A 19,965-nucleotide genomic window follows, 5' to 3' on the forward strand; every position below is an offset into this window, starting at 1 on the left:
TTCTCAAGCCTGTTGAGTCTCGGTCTTTCCAGGCGGGGTGCGAGAGGCGACGGGTAGGTCTGCCTTCATATCACCTGGGGCAACGTATAATTCCATATTCTCCCGTGACAACTCCCAATGCTGGAAGACCAGGTCAACCACGGCGTTTTCATCATGGTGTTTAATGGACGAGATGAAGCCGTCATGATGCTCGGTCGCCAGCCGAAGGCGCTGCCGCATGTCGTCATTTCGCGGGCGGAAGAAGGTTTGCCCAATACGGGCATGGTCCACGAGAAGGCGTTTCAAGCTCGGTTGCAGGTAAACGTTGCCGGACATTTTACCAATGATGGCATGAAACCGGTTGTTCTCAATGACCATCGCTAGTGTATCGACGTTCTTGCTGGCTGAACGAAACCTCTCCTGCGTATCGCTCAACTCCGAAAGCTGCCTTGGCTTGTAGTTCTGGACGGCAAGGCGTCCGATGGCGGCGTAGATCATCGGCGCCACAAGAAAGAAATGCCTGAGCGTCGAATGGTTCAAGGGGGCGACCCGAGCGCCTCTGTTTTCTCTGATGTCGATATAGCCTTCACCCGCAAGACGGCGCAAAATATCCCGCACCGGTGTGCGTGACAGTCCATATTTCTCGCTGATGCTGACTTCGTCCAGGTCCTCGTCCGGGTCGAGTTCCATCGTCAAAATCTGACGTTTGAGATCGTCGTAGAGACTGCTCTTCCCGACTTTCATTTCACATCCTCATCACACGGCAAACCGTTGCCATTCAATCGCTTTCCGATCATTGGGGAGATCAATCAGCGTCTACCTGTCCGTGGCGACACGCGCAACGCACGGACAAATCGCGGTGCAGGCAATGGCATAGCCTCCACGACTGTGATTGGCAATATTTGGGGTGCGGATGCAAAGACCCCGTTTGCGCTGAAACGGTCGTTTCGGATTGCTTTCGCGTTGACGGAATCTGATGAACTTATCCATGTCGCTTGTGACAATTTCAGCTTTGTATTTTTCGGTTTGAAATAATTGTGTACTTATAAAATACAATGCCGTTGACATCGCCCGGATGTCGTGCAAATTTTGTTGTCATAAACAACGGCGCCCACTGGGCGAATAAGTTGATGACGGGGAACTGGGATGAAGGGTGGCAAAGGCGAGCTCTATGATGATCTCAAACGCCAAATTCTGACAATGGAACTCGATCCGGACGAGGATCTGGACGAAGCATCGTTGAGTGAAAAATACGGCCTTTCGCGGACGCCCGTCAGGGAAGTTTTCCGGCGTCTGGAAGGTGAAGGCTATGTTGATATCCGCGCCAACAAAGGTGCGCGGGTCATCCCGATGAATCATTCGACGCTGCGTCACTTCTTTCTTGTGGCGCCGATGATCTACGCTGCCATCGGACGTCTGGCGGTCCAGAACTTCAAGGCCGGACAGCTTTCCGACCTTCAGGCCACCCAGGAACAGTTTCGCGAGGCGAGCATCGCGCAAGACGCTCTGGCCATGACGCTTACAAACAACCGGTTTCACGCGATTATCGGTGAGATGTCGGGCAATGAATATCTTCAGCCAAGCCTTGGCAGGTTGCTGATCGATCACGGCCGTATCGGCCATACTTTCTTTAGGCCGCGCAATGCAGACATGCATGAGCGGCTGCAAAAATCAGTCGGACACCACGACGGCTTTATTGCCGCGATCAGTGCGCGTGACGAAGACGCCGTCGTTGATCTCGTGTTTGAACACTGGGAATTGTCACGCGAGAACATGGAAATGTTCATCGCTCCCCAAGCGCTTAAGGCGGACGCATTGGTCGATACGCCAATGCAATCGATGGAGAAATCATCATGAAATTCGAAGGTATCTATACCCCGGCGGTGACACCGCTTGGGCCGGATGGGCAGATTGATCGCGAAGGCTTTGCCGCCGTCCTTGAATCGCTCATCGAAGCGAAGGTTCATGGTATCATTGTCGGCGGTTCGACGGGTGAATATTATGCCCAGAGCACGCAGGAGCGCCTCGATCTGGCTGCCCATGCAAAAGACGTGATCGGGACCAGAATTCCGCTGATCATCGGCACTGGCGCAACCAGAACGGAAGATTCCGTGGCCTACGCCATTGCCGCCAAAGACATCGGTGCTGACGCCATCCTGGTATCGTCCCCGCCCTATGCGCTGCCGACGGAACGCGAGAACGCTGTTCACGCACTGACGGTGGATCGCGCCGCCAACCTGCCGATCATGCTCTACAACTATCCGGCCCGTATGGGTGTGGTGATGGGAGATGAATATTTCTCCCGGGTTGGCAAATCCAAAAATGTCGTGGCAATCAAGGAAAGCTCTGGCGACATGGCCAACCTTCACCTGCTGGCCCGGAAGTATCCGCATATCGGCCTGTCCTGTGGATGGGACGATCAGGCGCTCGAATTCTTCGCCTGGGGAGCAAAAAGCTGGGTTTGCGCTGGCTCCAACTTCCTGCCGCGCGAGCATGTCGCGCTTTATGAAGCCTGCGTTCTCGAGAAGAATTTCGACAAGGGCCGCGCGATCATGACCGCGATGCTGCCGCTGATGGATTTTCTCGAATGCGGTAAATTCGTTCAGTCGATCAAATATGGCTGTGAACTGATCGGCCTGAAGACCGGCTCGGTACGCGCACCGCTACGGCCGCTGAACGCCGAAGAAAAAAGAACCCTTGAAACCGTCGTCACGACTGTGAAGCGCACGGTTGCCCAGATCACCTCGGGAGCCAACAATGCATGAACCTTTGACCGCGGCCGAATACAAGGCCATCGCTGCCAGTCTTCAATTGCCGACCAACGCTTTCATCGACGGTGCATTTCGTCCTGCTAAGTCGGGCAAGACCTTCACCTCGATCAATCCCGCAACCGGCGAGACCTTGGCGGAGGTTGCCGCCTGTGACGCGAGCGACGTCGATGAGGCGGTTGCCAAGGCAAGACAGGCGTTTGACGATGGCCGCTGGCGGCTTCAGGCTCCCGGCGACCGGAAGGCCGCCCTGTTGAAACTGGCAAGGCTGATTGAGGAAAATCGCCACGAACTGGCTGTCATGGAAAGTCTCGACAGCGGCAAGCCCGTGCGCGAGTGCCAGACAGTTGATGTGGCCGATACGATCCACACCATCCGCTTCCATGCCGAAGTCATCGACAAGCTTTACGACAATACCAATCCGGTCGGGCCAAACGCGCTTGCCATGGTGGTGCGCGAGCCAATCGGCGTGGTCGGCTGCGTTCTCCCCTGGAATTTTCCGCTGCTGATGCTGGCGTGGAAAATCGGTCCGGCGCTGGCCTCTGGATGCTCCGTGATCGTCAAGCCAGCACAGGAAACCTCGCTCACCGCGCTGCGGGTTGCCGAACTCGCAATTGAAGCAGGAATTCCGGCTGGCGTCTTCAACGTCGTCACCGGCGGCGGCAAGGAAGCGGGCGAGCCGATTGGTCTGCATATGGATGTCGATATGGTGGCCTTCACCGGATCGACGGCGACCGGACGTCGCTTCCTGCGCTATGCGGCAGATTCCAACCTGAAGAAGGTGGTTCTCGAATGCGGCGGCAAGAACCCAGCCGTTGTTCTCGCCGATGCCGAAGACCTCGATCTGGTGGCCGAGCAGGTCGTCAACGGTGCGTTCTGGAACATGGGTGAGAATTGTTCCGCAACTTCCCGCCTGATTGTCGACAGAACGATCAAGGACGAATTGCTGGAGCGGATCGGCGCCTATCTGCGCGAATGGAAGACCGGCAATCCGCTCGATCCGGAAAACCGCATCGGGGCGCTCGTCAGCAAAACTCACTTTGAAAAAGTGAAGTCGTTTCTTGATGATGCGAAAAAAGAGAAGCTCTCTGTTGTCCATGGCGGGGCAACGCATGGCGGCATCTATATCGAGCCGACTGTTGTCGATGGCGTCACGTCTTCAAGCCGCCTGTTCAAGGAGGAGATTTTCGGACCAATCCTGTCCGTGACCGCCTTCGACACATTGGCCGAAGCCGTCGCGCTGGCCAATGACACCAATTACGGCCTTACCGCATCGCTCTATACAGGCAGCCTGCGTCAGGCGATCCGGTTGTCGCGTGACATTCGCGCCGGGCTCGTCACCGTCAATTGCTTTGGCGAAGGTGATGCCTCCACGCCGTTTGGTGGCTACAAGGAATCGGGCTTCGGTGGTCGCGACAAGTCGATCTTCGCGCATGACAATTATTGCGAACTGAAGACGATCTGGATCGATATTTCCGAGCGTTCCGTGGATGAGACGATCCGATGAAAAAAACGTCGGTCAAACGTTTGCCCGTTGAAAATGGTGTCTCCGGTTGGGAGGCGATCAGCACGCGTTCGTTTCCCCTCCGCAGCCTTGAAGGCAACGTGACTGCGGATTGGCTGATTGTCGGTGCGGGCTTTGCGGGTCTTTCCGCGGCCCGCCGCCTGCTGCAGCTTCGGCCAAAGGACAAAATTGTCATTCTGGACGCGAGCGAAGTGGGAAAAGGCGGCTCGGGACGAAATTCCGGTTTCATGATCGATGTTCCGCACGACCTGTCGTCTGGCGAATATTCAAGCGGCAGTACCGACGATACGCGCATCGAAATGGCGCAAAACCGCACGGCGATTGCCTTCGCAACGCAGGCCGCTGCGGAATACGGGATGTCACACGAGACGTTCGATCCGTCCGGCAAGATCAATGCTGCGTCGACCGAGCGCGGCATGAAGCTGAACGAGGATTTTGGCAAATCCCTGCTGAAAGCGGGCGAGAAACACAGTTTCCTCGATGCGGCACAAATGCGGGAGATCACCGGAACCGACTTCTACCTCGGCGGCATCTACACGCCGGGGGCCGTGCTCATCCAGCCCGCCGATTATATCAGAAGCTTCGCAGCCGGACTTTGGCAGCAGGTCGATATCTTCGAGCGCTCGCCTGTCACATCCCTGATGCGGGAAAACGGCCTATGGACGGCGTCCTCACCACGGGGCTCTGTCTCTGCGCCGAAGGTCATTCTGGGTGTCAACGGTCATATCAACGACTTCGGCCATTTCAACGGTCGCCTCCTGCACTTCTTCGGATATGCTTCGATGACGGCTCCGTTCCCGGCAGAGGATTTCGGGCGCAAGGCAAGCGGGCATGATCGATGGGCTTTGCTGCCGGCCGATCCGATGGGCGCGACTGTTCGGAAAATCACATCGAACGGCCAGTCGCGCATCGTTTTGCGGACCAAGTGGACCTACGACTTCGGCCTGAAGCTGACGGATCAACGTCTGCGAAAAATGGCTCGGGAACATCGGATATCGCTGGACAGGCGTTTCCCCGAATTGAAGGACCTTCCGTTCGAACATTGCTGGGCAGGCCGTATCTGCCTCAGCCGCAACCATGTGCCGGCCTTTGGCGAGGTCGAAGAAGGACTGTACTCGGCTTGCTGTGAAAACGGTCTTGGCACGGTGAAAAGCACGCTGGCCGGAATGCTGACAGCGGAACTCGCCACCGGAAACACCTCGACACATCTCGAAGAATTCAACGATCACGCGGAGCCGAGCAGGCTTCCGCCGGAGCCTTTCACATGGCTCGGCGCCAATACCGTGATCAAATGGCAGGAATTGCGCGCAGGCCGCGAGGGATAAACCGTCGCCGCGCAATAGGGAGACCGCGCTCAAGTGCGAGGCTTCAACGATAATGGGAACGCGAAACTAGGAGCGAAAAATGAAGATTCTGTGGAAGGCACTCTGCGCGGCGGCGATGGTCGGAATGACCGCCCTGTCGGCACATGCGGAAGAAAAAACCGTCACCATCGGCACGATGTCCTGGGAAGACCTCACCCCGATCACCGGTATCACCAAGAAGGTTCTTGAGGATTCCGGCTACACCGTGAAAGTCGTACCCTTCTCCGAATGGGGTATCGCCTATGCCGCATTGAGCAAGGGCGATGTCCAGCTTTTGGCCTCGCAGACCGATTATGTTGCGCAGGATTACTGGAACAAGAACAAGAAGCGTCTGGAAAAAATCTCGCCAGTCTCGCACGGCCTGTACCAGGCAATCGCTGTTCCGAAATACGTCCCCATCGACTCCGTCGAGCAGTTGAACGAAAATGCCGATAAGTTCGGCGGCAAGATCGTTGGTATCGAGCCTGGTTCGGGCCTGATGAAGGACGCGGCCAACGCCGTCAAGGACTACGGCCTCAAGCTCCAGCTCGTCGAAGGCAGCACCGCCGCGATGACGGCAGCTCTCAAGTCTGCATCCGACCGCAAGGAATGGATTGCCGTGACGATCTGGGAACCATCATGGATGGCTCAGAAATACGACGTGAAGTTCCTGAAGGACCCCAAGGGCGTGTTCCCTCCGGCCCAGAGCTACTACTGGATCGGGCAGAAGGGCTTCTCGGCTCAGAACCCGCATGCGCGTGAAGTGATCGCCAGCGTCTACGTGCCGCTTGCCGACATTGCCGCGATCAACAGTGCGGTTAACGACGGCAAGACCATGGATGAGGCCATCAAGAGCTGGACCGACAGCCATGCCGATCTCCTGAAGCGTTGGGAAAACATCAAGTCGGAATAAAATGAGACGGCCGGGCTGCACGATAGCGGCCCGGCCCTGACGTCCACAAGAGAGAATGCCGGTCAATACCGGCGCGCGGGGAACGCGATGACCACGTCAATGCATGATGCCAGTGAAGTCCTCATCGACTGCCAGTCTGTCTGGAAGATATTCGGAGCTCGGGCGAACGCCGCCGTCGAGGCGGTCAAGACCAGGGGTCTCTCCAAGAAACAGATCCTGACGGAATACGACTGTGTCGTTGGTGTCTCGGACGCCAGCCTTCAGGTTCGACGCGGCGAGATTTTCTGTATCATGGGATTGTCGGGCAGCGGCAAATCGACCCTGATCCGCCTCCTGAACAGATTGATCGAACCAAGCCTTGGCACGATCCTGGTCAAGGGCAAGGATATCTCTACCTTGAACGCCGCCCAGTTGCGCGACATCCGCGCGCGCCATATCGGGATGGTCTTCCAGAGCGTGGCCCTGTTACCGAACCGGACTGTGCTGGAGAATGCCGCCTTTGGTCTTGAAGTCAGGGGCGTCGGCAAGGAAGAGCGATACAAGACTGCCCGCGCTGCGCTGGACAAGGTCGGCCTGTCAGACTGGACGGCACGATATCCTTCCGAGCTGTCGGGCGGTATGCAGCAACGCGTCGGTCTTGCCCGCGCCATTGCCGCCGACCCCGAGATCATTCTGATGGACGAGCCGTTCAGCGCGCTCGACCCGCTGATCCGCCGCCAGCTTCAGGACGAATTCCGGCAACTTACCAAGTCGCTTGGAAAATCCGCCGTGTTCATCACCCATGACCTGGAAGAAGCAATTCGCATCGGCGACCGCATCGCCATCATGAAGGACGGTGTCATCGTTCAGGTCGGCAATGCGGAAGAGATCGTTACGCAACCGGCAGATGCCTATGTCGCCGAGTTTGTCGCCGGTATTTCCAGAGTTCATCTGGTGAAGGCGCATTCCGTAATGATCCCGGTTGAGGATTATAAGCGTGATCATCCCGGCTCCGACATTGACACGTTGTTGCGTACCTCACCGGAGGCGGATATCGGTGCGCTGATCGCCTTGACCATGCAATCTGAACGCGATGCCGTGGCTATTGTCGAGGACGGCAACGTCGTCGGCATTGTCACCACGCGAGGCCTGCTCTGCGGCGTTGCCGGCAGTCCGGCCCAGCCGACCGCAGCGGCATAGGGGGAATGTCATGGACACCTCCGTTATTACAGACAGCTTCGATGAACACATTGACGACACGCTCAACTGGATCAGCGATCATGCCTCATGGTTGTTCGATTCCATCAGAGCGGTGCTGGAAGGCACCTATGGCGGCGTTCTCTGGCTGCTTCAGCTTGCGCCATTCTATGTGGTTGCTCTGATTGCAGCCATTCTCGGATGGCGGTTGATCAACAGCAAGGCCGGTCTTTTGATCGGTGTCGCCATACTGGGCTGCGCGGTCATGGGCCTTTGGGCCGAGACCATGAGCACCTTGGCGCTCGTGATCACCGCGACATTCATGGCTCTGGTGATCGGCGTTCCCCTTGGTATCGTTGCGGGTTTCGTCAAAGCCTTCGACAAGGTTGTCGAGCCGGTACTCGATCTCATCCAGACCATGCCGCCTTATATCTACCTTCTGCCGACCATCGCGCTGATGGGATATGGACCTGCCACGGCCCTTCTTGCCACGGTCATTGTCGCCATGCCACCGGCGATCCGGTTGACATCTCTCGGCATTCGCAGAACGCCCAATGATTTTATTGAATTGGGACAGGCCAGCGGTCTGACGCCCTGGCAGATGTTCGTCAAGATCAGGCTGCCATTCGCGATACCGAGCGTCATGGCCGGGATCAACCAGAGCCTGATGATGGCCTTCGGCATGGTAGTGATCGCCGGTATCGTCGGCTCCGGCGGGCTTGGTGAAACCATCTATAGCGCCGTCAGAACGCTGAATATCGCAACCTCGATCAATGCCGCGATTGCCATTGTCATTCTCACCATGGTGCTTGATCGACTGACACAAAGTGCGGCGAACCGTAACACGGGAGCAAAATCATGACTCCAGAAACAGTTTGGTTTTCTCCGGGTGCCTATCTCGCTCCCGTCGTCGATTGGCTGAACGCGAATTTCCATCCCTTCTTCGACGTCGTGACAAAGATCATCGAAGCCGTTCTTGGCAGTATCGAAACCGTTCTTCTCTTCCTGCCTTTCTATGCGGTCATTCTGATCATCGTTGCCCTGGCTGCTGTCTTCATCACGCTTCGTGTCGCGGTGACAAGTGCGTTTGCCTTGTCATTCTGCTTCCTGTCGGGTCTCTGGGAAGCGTCGATGCAGACCCTGGCTCTGGTGACGGTGTCGGTGTGTATCTCCGTGCTGATCGCCTTTCCGCTTGGCATTCTGGCGTCCCGGCATCGAAAGGTCGAGGCGATCATCCGCCCGTTACTCGATATCATGCAGACGGTACCGCCATGGGTCTACCTGATCCCAGCCGTGATGATTTTCAGCCTCGGACGGGTTCCGGCGATCATCGCGACGATTGTTTATGGCATACCACCGATGCTGCGTCTGACAACGCTGGCCTTCAACCAGGTGCCCAAGGACCTGCTTGAACTTGGACAGGCGACCGGTGCGTCGCCGCGCTCTATCTTGTTCAAGATCGAAATTCCAGCGGCAACGCCCACGCTGCTCGTGGGGTTGAACCAGTGCATTCTTCTGTCGCTGGCCATCGTTGTTCTGGCGGGTCTTGTCGGGGCAGGTGGCCTCGGAGCCGAGGTCACGCGCGGGCTGACACGCATGGAAATGGGTCTTGGCTTGCGGGCCGGACTGGCAATCGTTGCGGTGGCGATTTTCCTTGATCGACTGTCACGCGGCGCATTGCAGCGTGGCCGGGCACCCGGCGCAGCCAGCACCTGACACTGATAAGGAACGATCATGCGGCACAGCTTTTTTTGTATCGACAGCCATACATGTGGCAATCCAGTCCGCCTCGTTGCCGGGGGCGGACCGCTTCTGCCGCATTTGCCAATCGCTGAGCGTCGGGAACTGTTTGTCCGGGACCATGACTGGGTGCGAAAGGCTCTGATGTTTGAACCGCGTGGCCATGACGTCATGTCCGGCGCGATCATTTATCCGGCCTACCGAGAGGATTGCGATTTCGCAGTCATCTTCATCGAGGTCAGCGGCTGCCTGCCGATGTGCGGCGCTGGGACGATTGGCCTGGTGACAGCCGGTATCGAAGAAGGCCTGATCACGCCAAGGGTCGAAGGACAGCTTTCCATCGAAACCCCGGCCGGTCGGGTGGATATACGTTATGAAAAGCCCGGTGCCTTTGTTGAATCCGTTCGTATGTTCAACGTGCCGAGCTATCTCCATGCCGCAGATGTTGAGGTTGATGTTCCCGGTATCGGGCGTCTCGTTGTCGATATTTCCTATGGCGGCAATTATTATGCCGTGGTGGAGCCGCAGGCATCATGGGCGGGACTGGACGGCATGTCCGGCAGTGATATCGTCGACCTCAGCGTGAAGCTGCGCGACGCGCTGGCAAATATCTGCGATCCCCAACACCCCGACGATGAGCGGATTCGAGGCGTTCATCACGCCCTCTGGTGCGATAAACCGACAAGCGATGCGGCAGACGGTCGTGGAGCCGTATTCTACGGTGACAAGGCCATCGATCGCTCCCCGGGCGGGACCGGCACTTCAGCAAGAATGGCCCAGCTTTACGGCAAGGGTCGATTGAAGGTGGGTGAGACGTTCCGTCAGGAAAGCATCATCGGCACTGTTTTCGAAGGACGGGTTGAGGAAGACGTGATGGTCGGTTCCTTCAAGGGGATCAAGCCAAGCGTTGGCGGCTGGGCACGGATAATCGGTCACAACACCATCTTCGTAGACGATCGCGATCCTCTGGCCCACGGGTTCCAAATCAAATAAGGTGACGTTTACAGATATCCTGACTATGCACGCTCGTTCCGATTGGAATTTACAATGACGTCCTCCGACACCAGTGCTGCGGTTGACCGCCTGAAGATCGGCTTTGTGCTCGCAAGGTCATTCACGCTCTCGGCCTTCGCATTGTTCGTGGACACGCTGCGCCTCGCCAGCGATGAATTCGATCGTTCGGGGCGGGTGCTGGCCGACTGGGATGTGCTCGGTAGCACGCGGCACCTCATCACCTCCAGCTGTGGCGTTCAGGTTGCACCGACCTCAGACCTGGTGGAAGACCCAAGCCAGTTTCAATTCATTGTCGTCGTCGGTGGTTTGCTGAACAACGAACAGCCTATCGACCGGGAAACGGCAGCGTTTTTGAAAAAGGCCGCCGCAAAAAATGTCAAGCTGATCGGCGTCTGTACCGGTACTTTTATCCTGGCCGAACTTGGCTTGATGAAAAGCCATCGCACATGCGTAAGCTGGCTGCATTATAACGCATTTCGGGAACGGTTCCCCGATCTTCAGGTCCGCTCCGACCGTATTTTCAATCTCGACAGAACACGAGGCTCGTGTGTTGGTGGAAGCAGCGCCGCTGACATGGCGGCGTTGATCGTCCGCCGTCACATCAGCAAGGATGCCGAGAGAAATGCTCTCGAGGTTCTTCACATCGAGAAAGCCCGATCAGCCCTTGCAATTCAAACACGCAAACCGCTTTCCATCGAGTGCAACGATCCCAGGATCCGGGCGACGCTCATTATGATGGAACAGCACATCGAGGGTAATCTGCCGATCCAGGATCTGGCAGCAGCGGTTGGCTTGTCCAGAAGACAACTTGAACGCCTCTTTATGAACGAGACCAAGAACTCTCCGGCAATGATCTATAGAAGAGTGCGACTGGAGCGCGCGAAACATCTTCTTGTCCAATCCAAAGCGCCTTTGGTCGAAATTGCACTTGAGGTCGGGTTCGAGAATGCATCCCACTTCGCCAAGGTCTTTGCGCAGACATTTGGCCAATCGCCAACAAAACTGCGAACTGCCGCCATCAATGCATAATGTGCCGCACGGCAATTCTACCAACGCTCCCTGACCTTTGCCTATTCCAATAATGGTCACGCCTGGCGTCTGTGAGGTTCAGATTGAACCCGATAGACTCTAGCTGGGTATTCTGCTGTTTGGAGTATCCCGTCGGCATAGGGCATTCATTGCCGGGCCAAAAGCAGTCTTTTTTCATCAAGCCGCACCACGGGCATTCTTCGCCGAGTGCAAAAATTAGAAAATAAAACCTTTAAAATCTATGGAAATTATAGAAAATTACGCCAATGGACAGGCAAGAAATCGAGAGTGGGGAATCAACAATAAAATTAAAAGGAAAATATAAATATAAGTCTATAATTATATTTTTCTTATACATCGCGTGAATCGAATATTCGTCAAGGTAATAACTTACATTATTGTCTTGAAAAAAGGCCGTATATCCAGAAGTTTACCCAGTAATATTTCGATTCTTCTCTTAATTATAAAATACTGCTCCATTGACACGAAAATCATTCAGTTGATTCCAAAAAGCAATGGAGGACGGTTTCTGACGCAGCACTATGGAGATGAGGGGGCGGAAGACATGACGATTGCTGTGCAGGAGGCTCGCTCTGGTGCTATTTCTCCGGCTGATCTGCGCGTATCAGGGGGTGATATTGTTGCCGTCAGCGGCGCGGCTGTTTCCTCAAATGCCTTGGCCCTCTCAGAGATCACCCTGTCTTTCGGGGGCGTTGTGGCGCTCAGCGATATTGATCTTGAGGTGAGGAAAGGTGAAATTCGCGCCATCATCGGCCCGAACGGCGCCGGTAAGAGCTCCATCATCAACGTGATCAGCGGTCTCTATCCGCCCGATCACGGACGCGTTTCCATCGGTGAACACCATTTCAGCCGTGTGCCGACCCAGAGATTGGCGCAGCTTGGTATTGCCAGAACCTTTCAAAACCTGGCCCTGTTTAGGGGGTTGAGTGTTCTTGACAATGTCATGGCGGGCCGAGTTTACCGCAATAGATCCAGTTTTGTGGAACAGATCATCGGCTATCGCAGGGCTGCCCGTGAACAGGCAGACGCCCGTGACAGATCGGTGGCAATTCTCGATTTTCTGCATCTCACCGACCTCAGGGATCGCCTCGCGGGTACGTTACCTTACGGTTTGCAAAAGCGGGTCGAGCTTGCCCGTGCGTTGGTCGCAGAACCAGACATCTTGCTGCTGGACGAACCAATGGCAGGCATGACAGCCACTGAGAAAAACGAAATGGCGCATTATGTGCGTGCCGCACGGGATGAGTTTGGCACCACTGTGGTGTTGATCGAACACGATATTGGCGTCGTTATGGGCCTTTCCGATCATGTGGCGGTGCTGGATTACGGGCGGAAAATTGCCGATGGCACACCAGCGGAAATTTCCGCCGATCAGAAAGTCATTGATGCCTATCTCGGTGTAGCACCGGAGAATGAAGACGGAGATGGTATTTGATGGCCGATTTTGACGGATTGTTTTTTACCGAAGTGCTTGTCGGCGGATTGCTGTCCGGCGTGATGTATTCGCTCGTGGCGATCGGTTTCGTGCTGATTTACAAGACATCGGGTGTTTTGAACTTTGCACAGGGCGCCATGCTGCTGTTTGCAGCGCTGACCTTCGTCAGCCTCACGGAGCGCGGGTTTGGCTTTCCGCTCGCCTTTCTGGTTACCTTCGCCGTCATGATCCTGCTTGGCATTGGCATTGAGCGGACGGTCCTTCGCCCGCTTACCAACAAGCCGCCGATTACGATGTTCATGGCCACGCTTGGTCTGTCCTACATGATTGAAGGGGCAGCCCAATTGCTCTGGGGTACGCAGGTGCATGGTCTTGATCTGGGCATTGAGGATGTTCCGTTCGATATCGCCGGCGTGTTCATCAGCAAGTTCGATATTTTCGCAGCTGTCGTCGCCCTTGGGCTTGTTGTCGCCCTCTCCTTGTTCTTTCGCTATACCCGCATTGGACTTGGTTTCCGTGCGGTCGCCGATGATCCGTTTGCGGCTCTTGCCGTGGGCCTCAAACTTCCCTGGATCTGGGCAAGTGTGTGGGCCGCCGCCGGGCTTGTCGCGCTGGTTGCCGGGCTCTTATGGGGCGCGCGCTCCGGTGTGCAGTTTTCCTTATCCCTGATCGTGCTGAAAGCGCTTCCCGTGCTGGTCCTGGGCGGTTTTGATTCCATCCTGGGGGCCATTATCGGCGGGCTGCTGATTGGCGCTTCGGAGAAGTTGGCGGAAGTTTATATCGGCGCCTATTTCGGCGGTGGGATTGAAGGTTGGTTCGCCTATGTGATTGCACTGCTGTTTTTGCTTGTGCGTCCGTCCGGTCTCTTCGGCCAAAAGCTCGTGGAAAGGGTTTAATCCATGTTTGCTGTTTCGCCCAACGTGACGACTGCGAGGATCACGCCAGCAAAAGCGATGCCGATTTCTGTCACCACCCTGCTTGTGCTTTTGGTGGCCTATGGCATTCTTCCCATGATCGGCACGAGCTACCTGTTCGATGGTATCCTGTTGCCCTTTCTGGCTCTTAGCCTCGCAGGGGTCGGGCTTAATCTGCTGACCGGTTATGCAGGCCAGGTGTCGCTTGGCAGCGCCGCATTCATGGCGGTTGGCGCGTTTGCCTGCTTCAATTTTGACCTGCGGGCCGGTTCGCTGCCGCTTATCGTCAGCATCCTGCTCGCAGGCCTATCCGCCGCGGCCATTGGCATCGTCTTCGGCTTGCCAAGCCTGAGGCTGCGCGGCTTCTATCTTGCGGTTTCCACCCTCGCTGCACAGTTCTTCGTGCAATGGGCGCTGACGAAATTCAGCTGGTTTTCCAACGATAGCGCTTCGGGCGTCATCGATGCGCCGCCGCTGACGCTTGCCGGTTTTACCTTCGAAGGACCGGTCGGACGCTACTATTTTGCGCTGATCATCGTCACACTCGTCACCTTTCTCGCCCATCGGCTGGTGATCTCTCAAACGGGTCGCAATTTCATTGCGGTGCGAGATAACGAAACGGCGGCGCGTATTATCGGCGTTCCGGTGTTACGCACCAAGCTTCTGGCTTTTGCCGTGTCGTCCTTCATCATTGGCATCGCCGGTGTGCTCTGGGCCTTTGCCTATCTGCGTACTGTCGAGCCAGCGGGCTTCAACCTGGATCGTTCGTTCCAGGTGCTGTTCATCATCATCATTGGCGGTCTTGCCTCGCTGCGCGGCGCCTTTTTCGGGGCGGCCTTGATCGTGGTGTTTCCGGTGGTGCTGTCACGGTTTGGGGGCTTCGTCTTTGGTGACCTGTTCGATAGCGGCGTGCTCGATATGACACAGCGCATCGTGCTTGGCGCACTCATCATTCTTTTCCTGATCCTTGAGCCGGATGGGCTTGCCGCCCTTGTCGACAGGATCCGAAAACGCTTCGGCGTGCCGGTTTGGCCAGCCTGATCGGGCTCCCTCTCAGCACGCCGTTTATCCGCAATCCATCCATCATCCATGAACGCGTCCGATGCGCATCGCACCGGGCAATACCAGGAGTGTATCCAAGCATGAGCATTCTTTCGAAATTCAAAGCCACGGCATTGGTGATCGGCATCTCATTGAGTGTCGCGCTTCCCGTAGCCCATGCCGACGAGCAGTATTTCCCCTTGCAGAGCTACCGCGTCGGTCCCTATGCCGCAGGCGGAACCGGTTTCTTTGGTGGGTTCATCGACTATCTCAACCTGATCAACACGCGTGATGGCGGCGTCAATGGCGTCAAACTCACCTGGTCGGAAGCCGAAACCCAATACGAGGTCGAGCGCGGCGTCGAAGCTTATGAGCGCCTGAAAAGCAATCCGAACGTCGCCGCCTGGAACCCGCTATCCGTGGGCATCGCCTATGCGATGATCGACCGCATTACCGCCGACAAGACACCGTTGATTACCATCAACCACGGTCGCACGGATTCCACCGATGGCCGCGTATTTCCCTATGTTTTCCCCTTGTTGCTCAATCCCTATAGCGAAACCTCCGGCATCGTGAACTATATCGGCTCAAAGCTGGGCGGGATCGAAAACCTCAAGGGCAAGAAGATCGTGGTTCTCTATCACGGCTCGCCTTACGGCAAGGAAACCATTCCGATCTATGAATTGCTGGCCAAGAAATACGGTTTCGATGTCCAGCAGATCGAGGTGCCGCATCCGGGTAACGAACAACAGGCCCAATGGCTCACCATTCGTCGCGCCAAACCTGATTATGTCGTGCTGCGTGGCTGGGGCGTGATGAACCCGGTGGCCCTGAAAACAGCCGCCAAGACTGGCTTTCCGGTCGACCATATCATTGGCAATGTCTGGTCCAATTCTGAAGAGGATGTGATCCCGGCAGGCGATGCCGCCAAAGGCTATACCGCCATCACCACCCAGGCGTCCGGCGCGGAATATCCAGTCGTCAAGGAAATCGTCAAGACGCTTTATGATAGTGGCAAGGGCAATCTGGAAGACAAAAAACGCATCGGCTCCGTCTATCACAACCTGGGTATCGTCAATGGCATCCTGAATGTCGAGGCGATCCGCATCGCGCAGGCAAAATTCGGCAAACGCACGCTGACCGGCGACGAAGTGCGCTGGGGCTTCGAACATTTGCAACTGGACCAGAAGCGCGTTGAGGAACTTGGGGCCAAAGACCTGTTTCACTCCATCAATGTCACCTGGGACAATCACGAGGGCAATGGCTATGTGACCTTCCAGCAATGGGACGGCAAGAAATGGAACGTCGTGTCCGATTGGATCGCACCGGATTGGGCATTGCTGCGGCCGATCATTGAAAAGTCCTCCGAGGCTTATGCCAAGGATAAAGGCATCAAGATCCGCACGGCTGCCGATGCGGATGGTGTTACCAATTAACACCAACAGGGACTGAAGATGTCAGTTCCTGTTCCTTTTGCAAATGTTTCAAGCGACTGACGGATTTGAGATATTTGCCTGGGAAATCAGCTCATCGACAACGAGATGGGCTGATTTCGCGGTTTAGCTTGTCAATTGAAATGACGTCGTGACGGGGCAAGTTTTTTGCCAGACCAACGAGGATTCGATCCGATGAAAGACGCCAGATTGTTGCGGGTGGACGGGCTGGAAGCCACCTACAATCATGCCATCACCGCTTTGCATGGCGTCAGTTTTTCGCTTGCGCGGGGCGAAATTCTGGCGCTTTTGGGCGCCAATGGAGCGGGCAAGACGACGGTGCTGAAGGCGGTGTCAAACCTTCTTTCGGCAGAGCGCGGACAGATCAATGCAGGGTCTATCCACTTTGACGGCGTAGATGTCACCAAAACAAGCCCGGCGGCGCTGGTCCGCGCTGGCCTGGTACAGGTATTGGAGGGGCGCCATTGCTTTCATAGCCTGTCCGTCGAGGAAAATTTGACGTGCGGCGGTTTGGGACGCAGCAGTTCGCGCGCGGAAATCGCCAATGATCTCGAGCGTATCTATGGGCTCTTTCCCCGACTGAAGGAAAAGCGCCGGACACTGTCGGGCCTTACCTCCGGTGGCGAGCAACAAATGACAGCAGTTGGCCGGGCACTGATGTCGCGCCCACGTTTGCTTGTTCTCGATGAGCCGTCCATGGGCCTTGCCCCCATCGTGGTGCAGGACATCGTTCGCACCCTGCGCCGATTGAACCGGGAAGAGGGGCTGTCCATTCTCGTCGCCGAACAAAATTCAGCGATTGCGCTCACCTATGCGCATCGCGCCACCATTCTCGAAAATGGCAAGGATGTGCTGACTGGCACCGCTCGCGAGATCCGCGAGCGAGACGATGTCAAATCCTTTTATCTCGGACAGACCAATCAGGTGGTGCATGACCATATAATATGACCGCGCCGGACGGGCATCGTAAACCGAATTCTTCTCAATCAGGATGGGGAATCGAGGCTACGCTCAGCCGGGGCTAAAGGCGCTTGCGCTGTGTCGTCGATGCCCGCTGACACGATTTCCGCGTGTTCGGCGGCGTGTCAGTGGGCATCAATACCATTCTTGTCAGGCGTGAAACGCGCTCACGAACTGTGTAGTCTGAGGACGGTGTCCGTCGAGAACAAAGCCGACCTCAGAACTCTTCCCAACTCTCGCCCTTCAGCGCCACATTGCCCTGTGTGGCATAGGTCTGGCGTGAAGGTGTGGCGGGACGAGTTGCCGGTCTGGCAGGTGCGCGTGCCGTGGGCGCGTGTCCGGCCTGACGGTTATCTCCCGTGCGGAACTGGCCGAGCAATTCGGCAAGCTTGCCGCTTTCCTGGGCCAGGCCAGCGCCGGCGGCGTTCATTTCTTCGACCATGGCCGCGTTCTGCTGTGTTGCCTGGTCCATATGGTTGACAGCGGTATTGACTTCGCCAAGCCCCACGGACTGTTCCTGCGCTGCCGTGGCAATCGCATCCATATGCCGATTGATCGATTGGACGAGGCTGGCGATTGCCGTCAACCCTTCGCCGGTATCGTTGACCAATTTGACACCTTCGCTAACTGCGACTTCCGAATTGGAGACCAGCGATTTGATTTCCTTGGCGGCGTTGGCCGAACGTTGCGCCAGTTCACGGACTTCCTGGGCGACGACGGCAAAGCCCTTGCCTGCCTCACCGGCGCGGGCGGCTTCCACCCCGGCATTCAATGCCAGCAGATTGGTCTGGAAGGCAATCTCATCAATTACGCCGATGATCTGGCCGATCTGGCGGGAGGCGTGTTCAATGCGCTCCATCGCCGTGACAGCATTATTGACGACGACGCCCGATTGCTCCGCACGGCTTTTGGTGTCACGCACCAGATCGCGGGCCTCGCCGGTTCGCTTCGAGGTTGCTCTCACATTGGCGGTGATTTCCTCCAGGGCTGCGGCGGTCTCTTCGAGCGAAGCAGCCTGCTGCTCGGTTCGCTTGGCCAGGTCGTCCGAGGCATGCGAGATTTCGCTGCTGCCACCTGATACGGCCAAGGCCGAGCCGCCGACCGCCAGAAGTGTGGTGCGCAACTGGCTGACGGAGGCGTTAAAGTCCTGGCGCAACTCCTCGAAGCGCGGCGCAAACTCCTCGGAAATCTCGCAGAGCATATCACCGGAGGCAAGTTTCTGCAGACCGCTCGCCAGCGCGCCGGTGGCGCGGGTCAGTCGCTCCTCGGCTTCCGCTTCGATACGGCGCTGCGTCTCGATGCGGTCGCGCTCGGCGATCCTGCGGTTTTCCTCGGCGTTGGCCTCCAGCTCCTTGTTGCGGATGGCTGCAATCTGGAACACTTCCACGGAGCGCGCCATTTCGCCCATTTCGTCCCGGCGTTTGGCGCCGGGCACGACGACCGACAGGTCGCCGTCGGCCAGTGCGCCCATGCAACGTGTCAGCGCGCCGATCGGGCGAATGACCTTATGCACGATGACGGCCAAGCCGATGATGCCGAGCGCCAGCACCAACAGGAAGAGCGCCAGGAACGATAGTGTCTGGGTCAGCGCGGCAGACTTGGCCGTTACGGCATTGGCGTTCAACGTATCCATGGCAAGCGATGCGATATCGGCAACCTTCCCCAGGGCAGCCGTGGTCGGCGCTCTCCATTGATCGATTGTCAGCGGTGACTTTTCGCCGGCGCTCAGTTTGGCAATCACGTCTGCGCGCATTTTGGCGTAGTCGCCGGTAAAATACGCTGTGTCAGCGACCTTGAAACCATCCTGGATGGCCTGGGGCGTATCCCTATGATCGACAAGCACCCGAACAGCTTTCCAGGCATAGGCGACATTGGCGTCCGACACGGCCAATTTGGCCTGGTTCTCAGCCGAAATCTGCTGGCCAGACGTCACCGCGTTATTGAGGATCAGGGCGCTGCCGCCACCAAGGGCACGGGTCGACCATGCATAGGCGCGTATCTGGATCATTGGCATCATCGCTGCATCGAGCGTGCGCATGCGGCCTTCCGCAGCCTCGGACGCCTTTTCAAGATCGGCCAGGAAAGTCCCGCCCAGATCCATTGACGCCTTGGTGATGCTTGCGTCACGAGCCTCGAGCGGCTTTGTCAGCTCGGCATCAATGGTTTTGCGATAGGTCGCGACTTTTTCATACGTGGCTAACACCGTTGCGATCGGCGCCGACAATTCGGTAGCCGTGATCCCTCCAGCGATCGCTTTTGCCTCATTCATACCGGCATCGACAACCGCCCGGTTTTTCTGCACCGATTGGACGGAGCCACCACCATCGGCAATGGAAATCGACAGGGCGGAGGCGCTGTCGCCGCGCTCGCTGCGAAATGCCAAAAGCGCCTTGAACAACGCCTTGTCAAAACCCGTCAGTTCCGAAATTTCGGCATTGACCTGATAGGTGCGGTACGAATTCAGCATTGAATTTCCAACCAACACATTCAGCATAAGGCTGAGCAGGGCGAAAACGCTAATGAGCACATTTCTGATGGAGAGCGTCATGGCAAGTTCCAGTGGTTGCAAACTTCAACGCATTCAAAGCCAATTTGGATAAACTGCGGTTAACGTCATTACGTTTTTTATGACATATTTCAGTATAGAATTACC

17 protein-coding genes are annotated in these 19,965 nt (G+C 56.6%); 15 read left to right on the forward strand and 2 right to left on the reverse strand.

From position 1 onward, the window contains the following. Window positions 1–3 precede the first annotated feature (3 nt). Complete coding sequence (locus V6582_RS23455) at window positions 4–723, reverse strand: GntR family transcriptional regulator (protein ID WP_156633195.1); 720 nt, start codon at window positions 721–723, stop codon at window positions 4–6. A gap of 402 nt (window positions 724–1,125) precedes the next feature. On the opposite strand from V6582_RS23455, the gene V6582_RS23460 reads away from it, so the two are divergent. The 15 genes from V6582_RS23460 to V6582_RS23530 all read left to right on the forward strand — a co-directional run bounded on the left by V6582_RS23460 (window position 1,126) and on the right by V6582_RS23530 (window position 17,300). Beyond that, a complete protein-coding gene (locus tag V6582_RS23460; protein WP_156633193.1) occupies window positions 1,126–1,836 on the forward strand; it encodes a GntR family transcriptional regulator in 711 nt (236 codons plus the stop codon). Then, window positions 1,833–2,744, forward strand: a complete 912-nt coding sequence (locus tag V6582_RS23465; RefSeq protein WP_156633191.1) for a dihydrodipicolinate synthase family protein — start codon at window positions 1,833–1,835, stop codon at window positions 2,742–2,744. Before V6582_RS23460 ends, V6582_RS23465 begins: the two co-directional genes overlap by 4 nt. After that, window positions 2,737–4,254, forward strand: a complete 1,518-nt coding sequence (locus V6582_RS23470) for an aldehyde dehydrogenase (RefSeq protein WP_156633190.1) — start codon at window positions 2,737–2,739, stop codon at window positions 4,252–4,254. Before V6582_RS23465 ends, V6582_RS23470 begins: the two co-directional genes overlap by 8 nt. Then, complete coding sequence (locus tag V6582_RS23475) at window positions 4,251–5,597, forward strand: NAD(P)/FAD-dependent oxidoreductase (RefSeq protein ID WP_156633187.1); 1,347 nt, start codon at window positions 4,251–4,253, stop codon at window positions 5,595–5,597. Before V6582_RS23470 ends, V6582_RS23475 begins: the two co-directional genes overlap by 4 nt. A 79-nt stretch (window positions 5,598–5,676) precedes the next feature. Next, window positions 5,677–6,528 (forward strand): glycine betaine ABC transporter substrate-binding protein, encoded by an 852-nt coding sequence (locus V6582_RS23480; RefSeq protein WP_156633185.1) that lies wholly within the window; start codon window positions 5,677–5,679, stop codon window positions 6,526–6,528. Between the two features lie 87 nt (window positions 6,529–6,615). Further along, a complete protein-coding gene (locus V6582_RS23485) occupies window positions 6,616–7,707 on the forward strand; it encodes a quaternary amine ABC transporter ATP-binding protein (protein WP_156633183.1) in 1,092 nt (363 codons plus the stop codon). 10 nt (window positions 7,708–7,717) lie between these two features. Continuing rightward, entirely contained in the window at window positions 7,718–8,566 is an 849-nt protein-coding gene (locus V6582_RS23490) for an ABC transporter permease (RefSeq protein WP_156633181.1), read from the forward strand. Further along, window positions 8,563–9,420, forward strand: coding sequence for an ABC transporter permease (locus V6582_RS23495; protein ID WP_156633179.1), 858 nt, complete (start codon window positions 8,563–8,565; stop codon window positions 9,418–9,420). Before V6582_RS23490 ends, V6582_RS23495 begins: the two co-directional genes overlap by 4 nt. Window positions 9,421–9,438: 18 nt before the next feature. After that, window positions 9,439–10,437 (forward strand): 4-hydroxyproline epimerase, encoded by a 999-nt coding sequence (locus tag V6582_RS23500; protein ID WP_156633177.1) that lies wholly within the window; start codon window positions 9,439–9,441, stop codon window positions 10,435–10,437. Window positions 10,438–10,491: 54 nt separating this feature from the next. Then, window positions 10,492–11,487: a GlxA family transcriptional regulator gene (locus V6582_RS23505; protein ID WP_156633175.1), complete on the forward strand. Its 996-nt coding sequence runs from the start codon at window positions 10,492–10,494 to the stop codon at window positions 11,485–11,487. Between the two features lie 565 nt (window positions 11,488–12,052). Beyond that, the gene (locus tag V6582_RS23510) at window positions 12,053–12,943 is read left to right on the forward strand and encodes an ABC transporter ATP-binding protein (RefSeq protein WP_156633251.1); all 891 of its coding nucleotides are present in this window, start codon (window positions 12,053–12,055) and stop codon (window positions 12,941–12,943) included. Continuing rightward, window positions 12,943–13,839 (forward strand): branched-chain amino acid ABC transporter permease, encoded by an 897-nt coding sequence (locus V6582_RS23515; RefSeq protein WP_156633173.1) that lies wholly within the window; start codon window positions 12,943–12,945, stop codon window positions 13,837–13,839. The genes V6582_RS23510 and V6582_RS23515 overlap by 1 nt, the downstream gene beginning before the upstream one ends. Window positions 13,840–13,896: 57 nt before the next feature. Then, window positions 13,897–14,898, forward strand: coding sequence for a branched-chain amino acid ABC transporter permease (locus tag V6582_RS23520; RefSeq protein ID WP_156633249.1), 1,002 nt, complete (start codon window positions 13,897–13,899; stop codon window positions 14,896–14,898). Between the two features lie 101 nt (window positions 14,899–14,999). Continuing rightward, window positions 15,000–16,334, forward strand: coding sequence for an ABC transporter substrate-binding protein (locus V6582_RS23525; protein ID WP_156633170.1), 1,335 nt, complete (start codon window positions 15,000–15,002; stop codon window positions 16,332–16,334). Window positions 16,335–16,526: 192 nt separating this feature from the next. Next, window positions 16,527–17,300 carry an ABC transporter ATP-binding protein gene (locus V6582_RS23530; RefSeq protein ID WP_156633168.1) on the forward strand — a complete coding sequence of 258 codons (774 nt, stop codon included), beginning with the start codon at window positions 16,527–16,529 and terminating at the stop codon, window positions 17,298–17,300. A gap of 229 nt (window positions 17,301–17,529) precedes the next feature. Here V6582_RS23530 and V6582_RS23535 read toward each other — a convergent pair whose 3' ends face one another. Continuing rightward, window positions 17,530–19,860: a methyl-accepting chemotaxis protein gene (locus V6582_RS23535; RefSeq protein ID WP_156633166.1), complete on the reverse strand. Its 2,331-nt coding sequence runs from the start codon at window positions 19,858–19,860 to the stop codon at window positions 17,530–17,532. Window positions 19,861–19,965 lie beyond the last annotated feature (105 nt).

Origin of the sequence: Agrobacterium vitis (assembly GCF_037039395.1) — a bacterium.
Classification (GTDB): domain Bacteria; phylum Pseudomonadota; class Alphaproteobacteria; order Rhizobiales; family Rhizobiaceae; genus Allorhizobium; species Allorhizobium vitis_E.

What these genes read in the sequence shown, in the direction of transcription:
- V6582_RS23455 (WP_156633195.1), bottom strand. Translation starts at nt 723, where the DNA reads ATGAAAGTCGGGAAGAGCAGTCTCTACGACGATCTCAAACGTCAGATT.
- V6582_RS23460 (WP_156633193.1), top strand. Translation starts at nt 1,126, where the DNA reads ATGAAGGGTGGCAAAGGCGAGCTCTATGATGATCTCAAACGCCAAATT.
- V6582_RS23465 (WP_156633191.1), top strand. Translation starts at nt 1,833, where the DNA reads ATGAAATTCGAAGGTATCTATACCCCGGCGGTGACACCGCTTGGGCCG.
- V6582_RS23470 (WP_156633190.1), top strand. Translation starts at nt 2,737, where the DNA reads ATGCATGAACCTTTGACCGCGGCCGAATACAAGGCCATCGCTGCCAGT.
- V6582_RS23475 (WP_156633187.1), top strand. Translation starts at nt 4,251, where the DNA reads ATGAAAAAAACGTCGGTCAAACGTTTGCCCGTTGAAAATGGTGTCTCC.
- V6582_RS23480 (WP_156633185.1), top strand. Translation starts at nt 5,677, where the DNA reads ATGAAGATTCTGTGGAAGGCACTCTGCGCGGCGGCGATGGTCGGAATG.
- V6582_RS23485 (WP_156633183.1), top strand. Translation starts at nt 6,616, where the DNA reads ATGACCACGTCAATGCATGATGCCAGTGAAGTCCTCATCGACTGCCAG.
- V6582_RS23490 (WP_156633181.1), top strand. Translation starts at nt 7,718, where the DNA reads ATGGACACCTCCGTTATTACAGACAGCTTCGATGAACACATTGACGAC.
- V6582_RS23495 (WP_156633179.1), top strand. Translation starts at nt 8,563, where the DNA reads ATGACTCCAGAAACAGTTTGGTTTTCTCCGGGTGCCTATCTCGCTCCC.
- V6582_RS23500 (WP_156633177.1), top strand. Translation starts at nt 9,439, where the DNA reads ATGCGGCACAGCTTTTTTTGTATCGACAGCCATACATGTGGCAATCCA.
- V6582_RS23505 (WP_156633175.1), top strand. Translation starts at nt 10,492, where the DNA reads ATGACGTCCTCCGACACCAGTGCTGCGGTTGACCGCCTGAAGATCGGC.
- V6582_RS23510 (WP_156633251.1), top strand. Translation starts at nt 12,053, where the DNA reads ATGACGATTGCTGTGCAGGAGGCTCGCTCTGGTGCTATTTCTCCGGCT.
- V6582_RS23515 (WP_156633173.1), top strand. Translation starts at nt 12,943, where the DNA reads ATGGCCGATTTTGACGGATTGTTTTTTACCGAAGTGCTTGTCGGCGGA.
- V6582_RS23520 (WP_156633249.1), top strand. Translation starts at nt 13,897, where the DNA reads ATGCCGATTTCTGTCACCACCCTGCTTGTGCTTTTGGTGGCCTATGGC.
- V6582_RS23525 (WP_156633170.1), top strand. Translation starts at nt 15,000, where the DNA reads ATGAGCATTCTTTCGAAATTCAAAGCCACGGCATTGGTGATCGGCATC.
- V6582_RS23530 (WP_156633168.1), top strand. Translation starts at nt 16,527, where the DNA reads ATGAAAGACGCCAGATTGTTGCGGGTGGACGGGCTGGAAGCCACCTAC.
- V6582_RS23535 (WP_156633166.1), bottom strand. Translation starts at nt 19,860, where the DNA reads ATGACGCTCTCCATCAGAAATGTGCTCATTAGCGTTTTCGCCCTGCTC.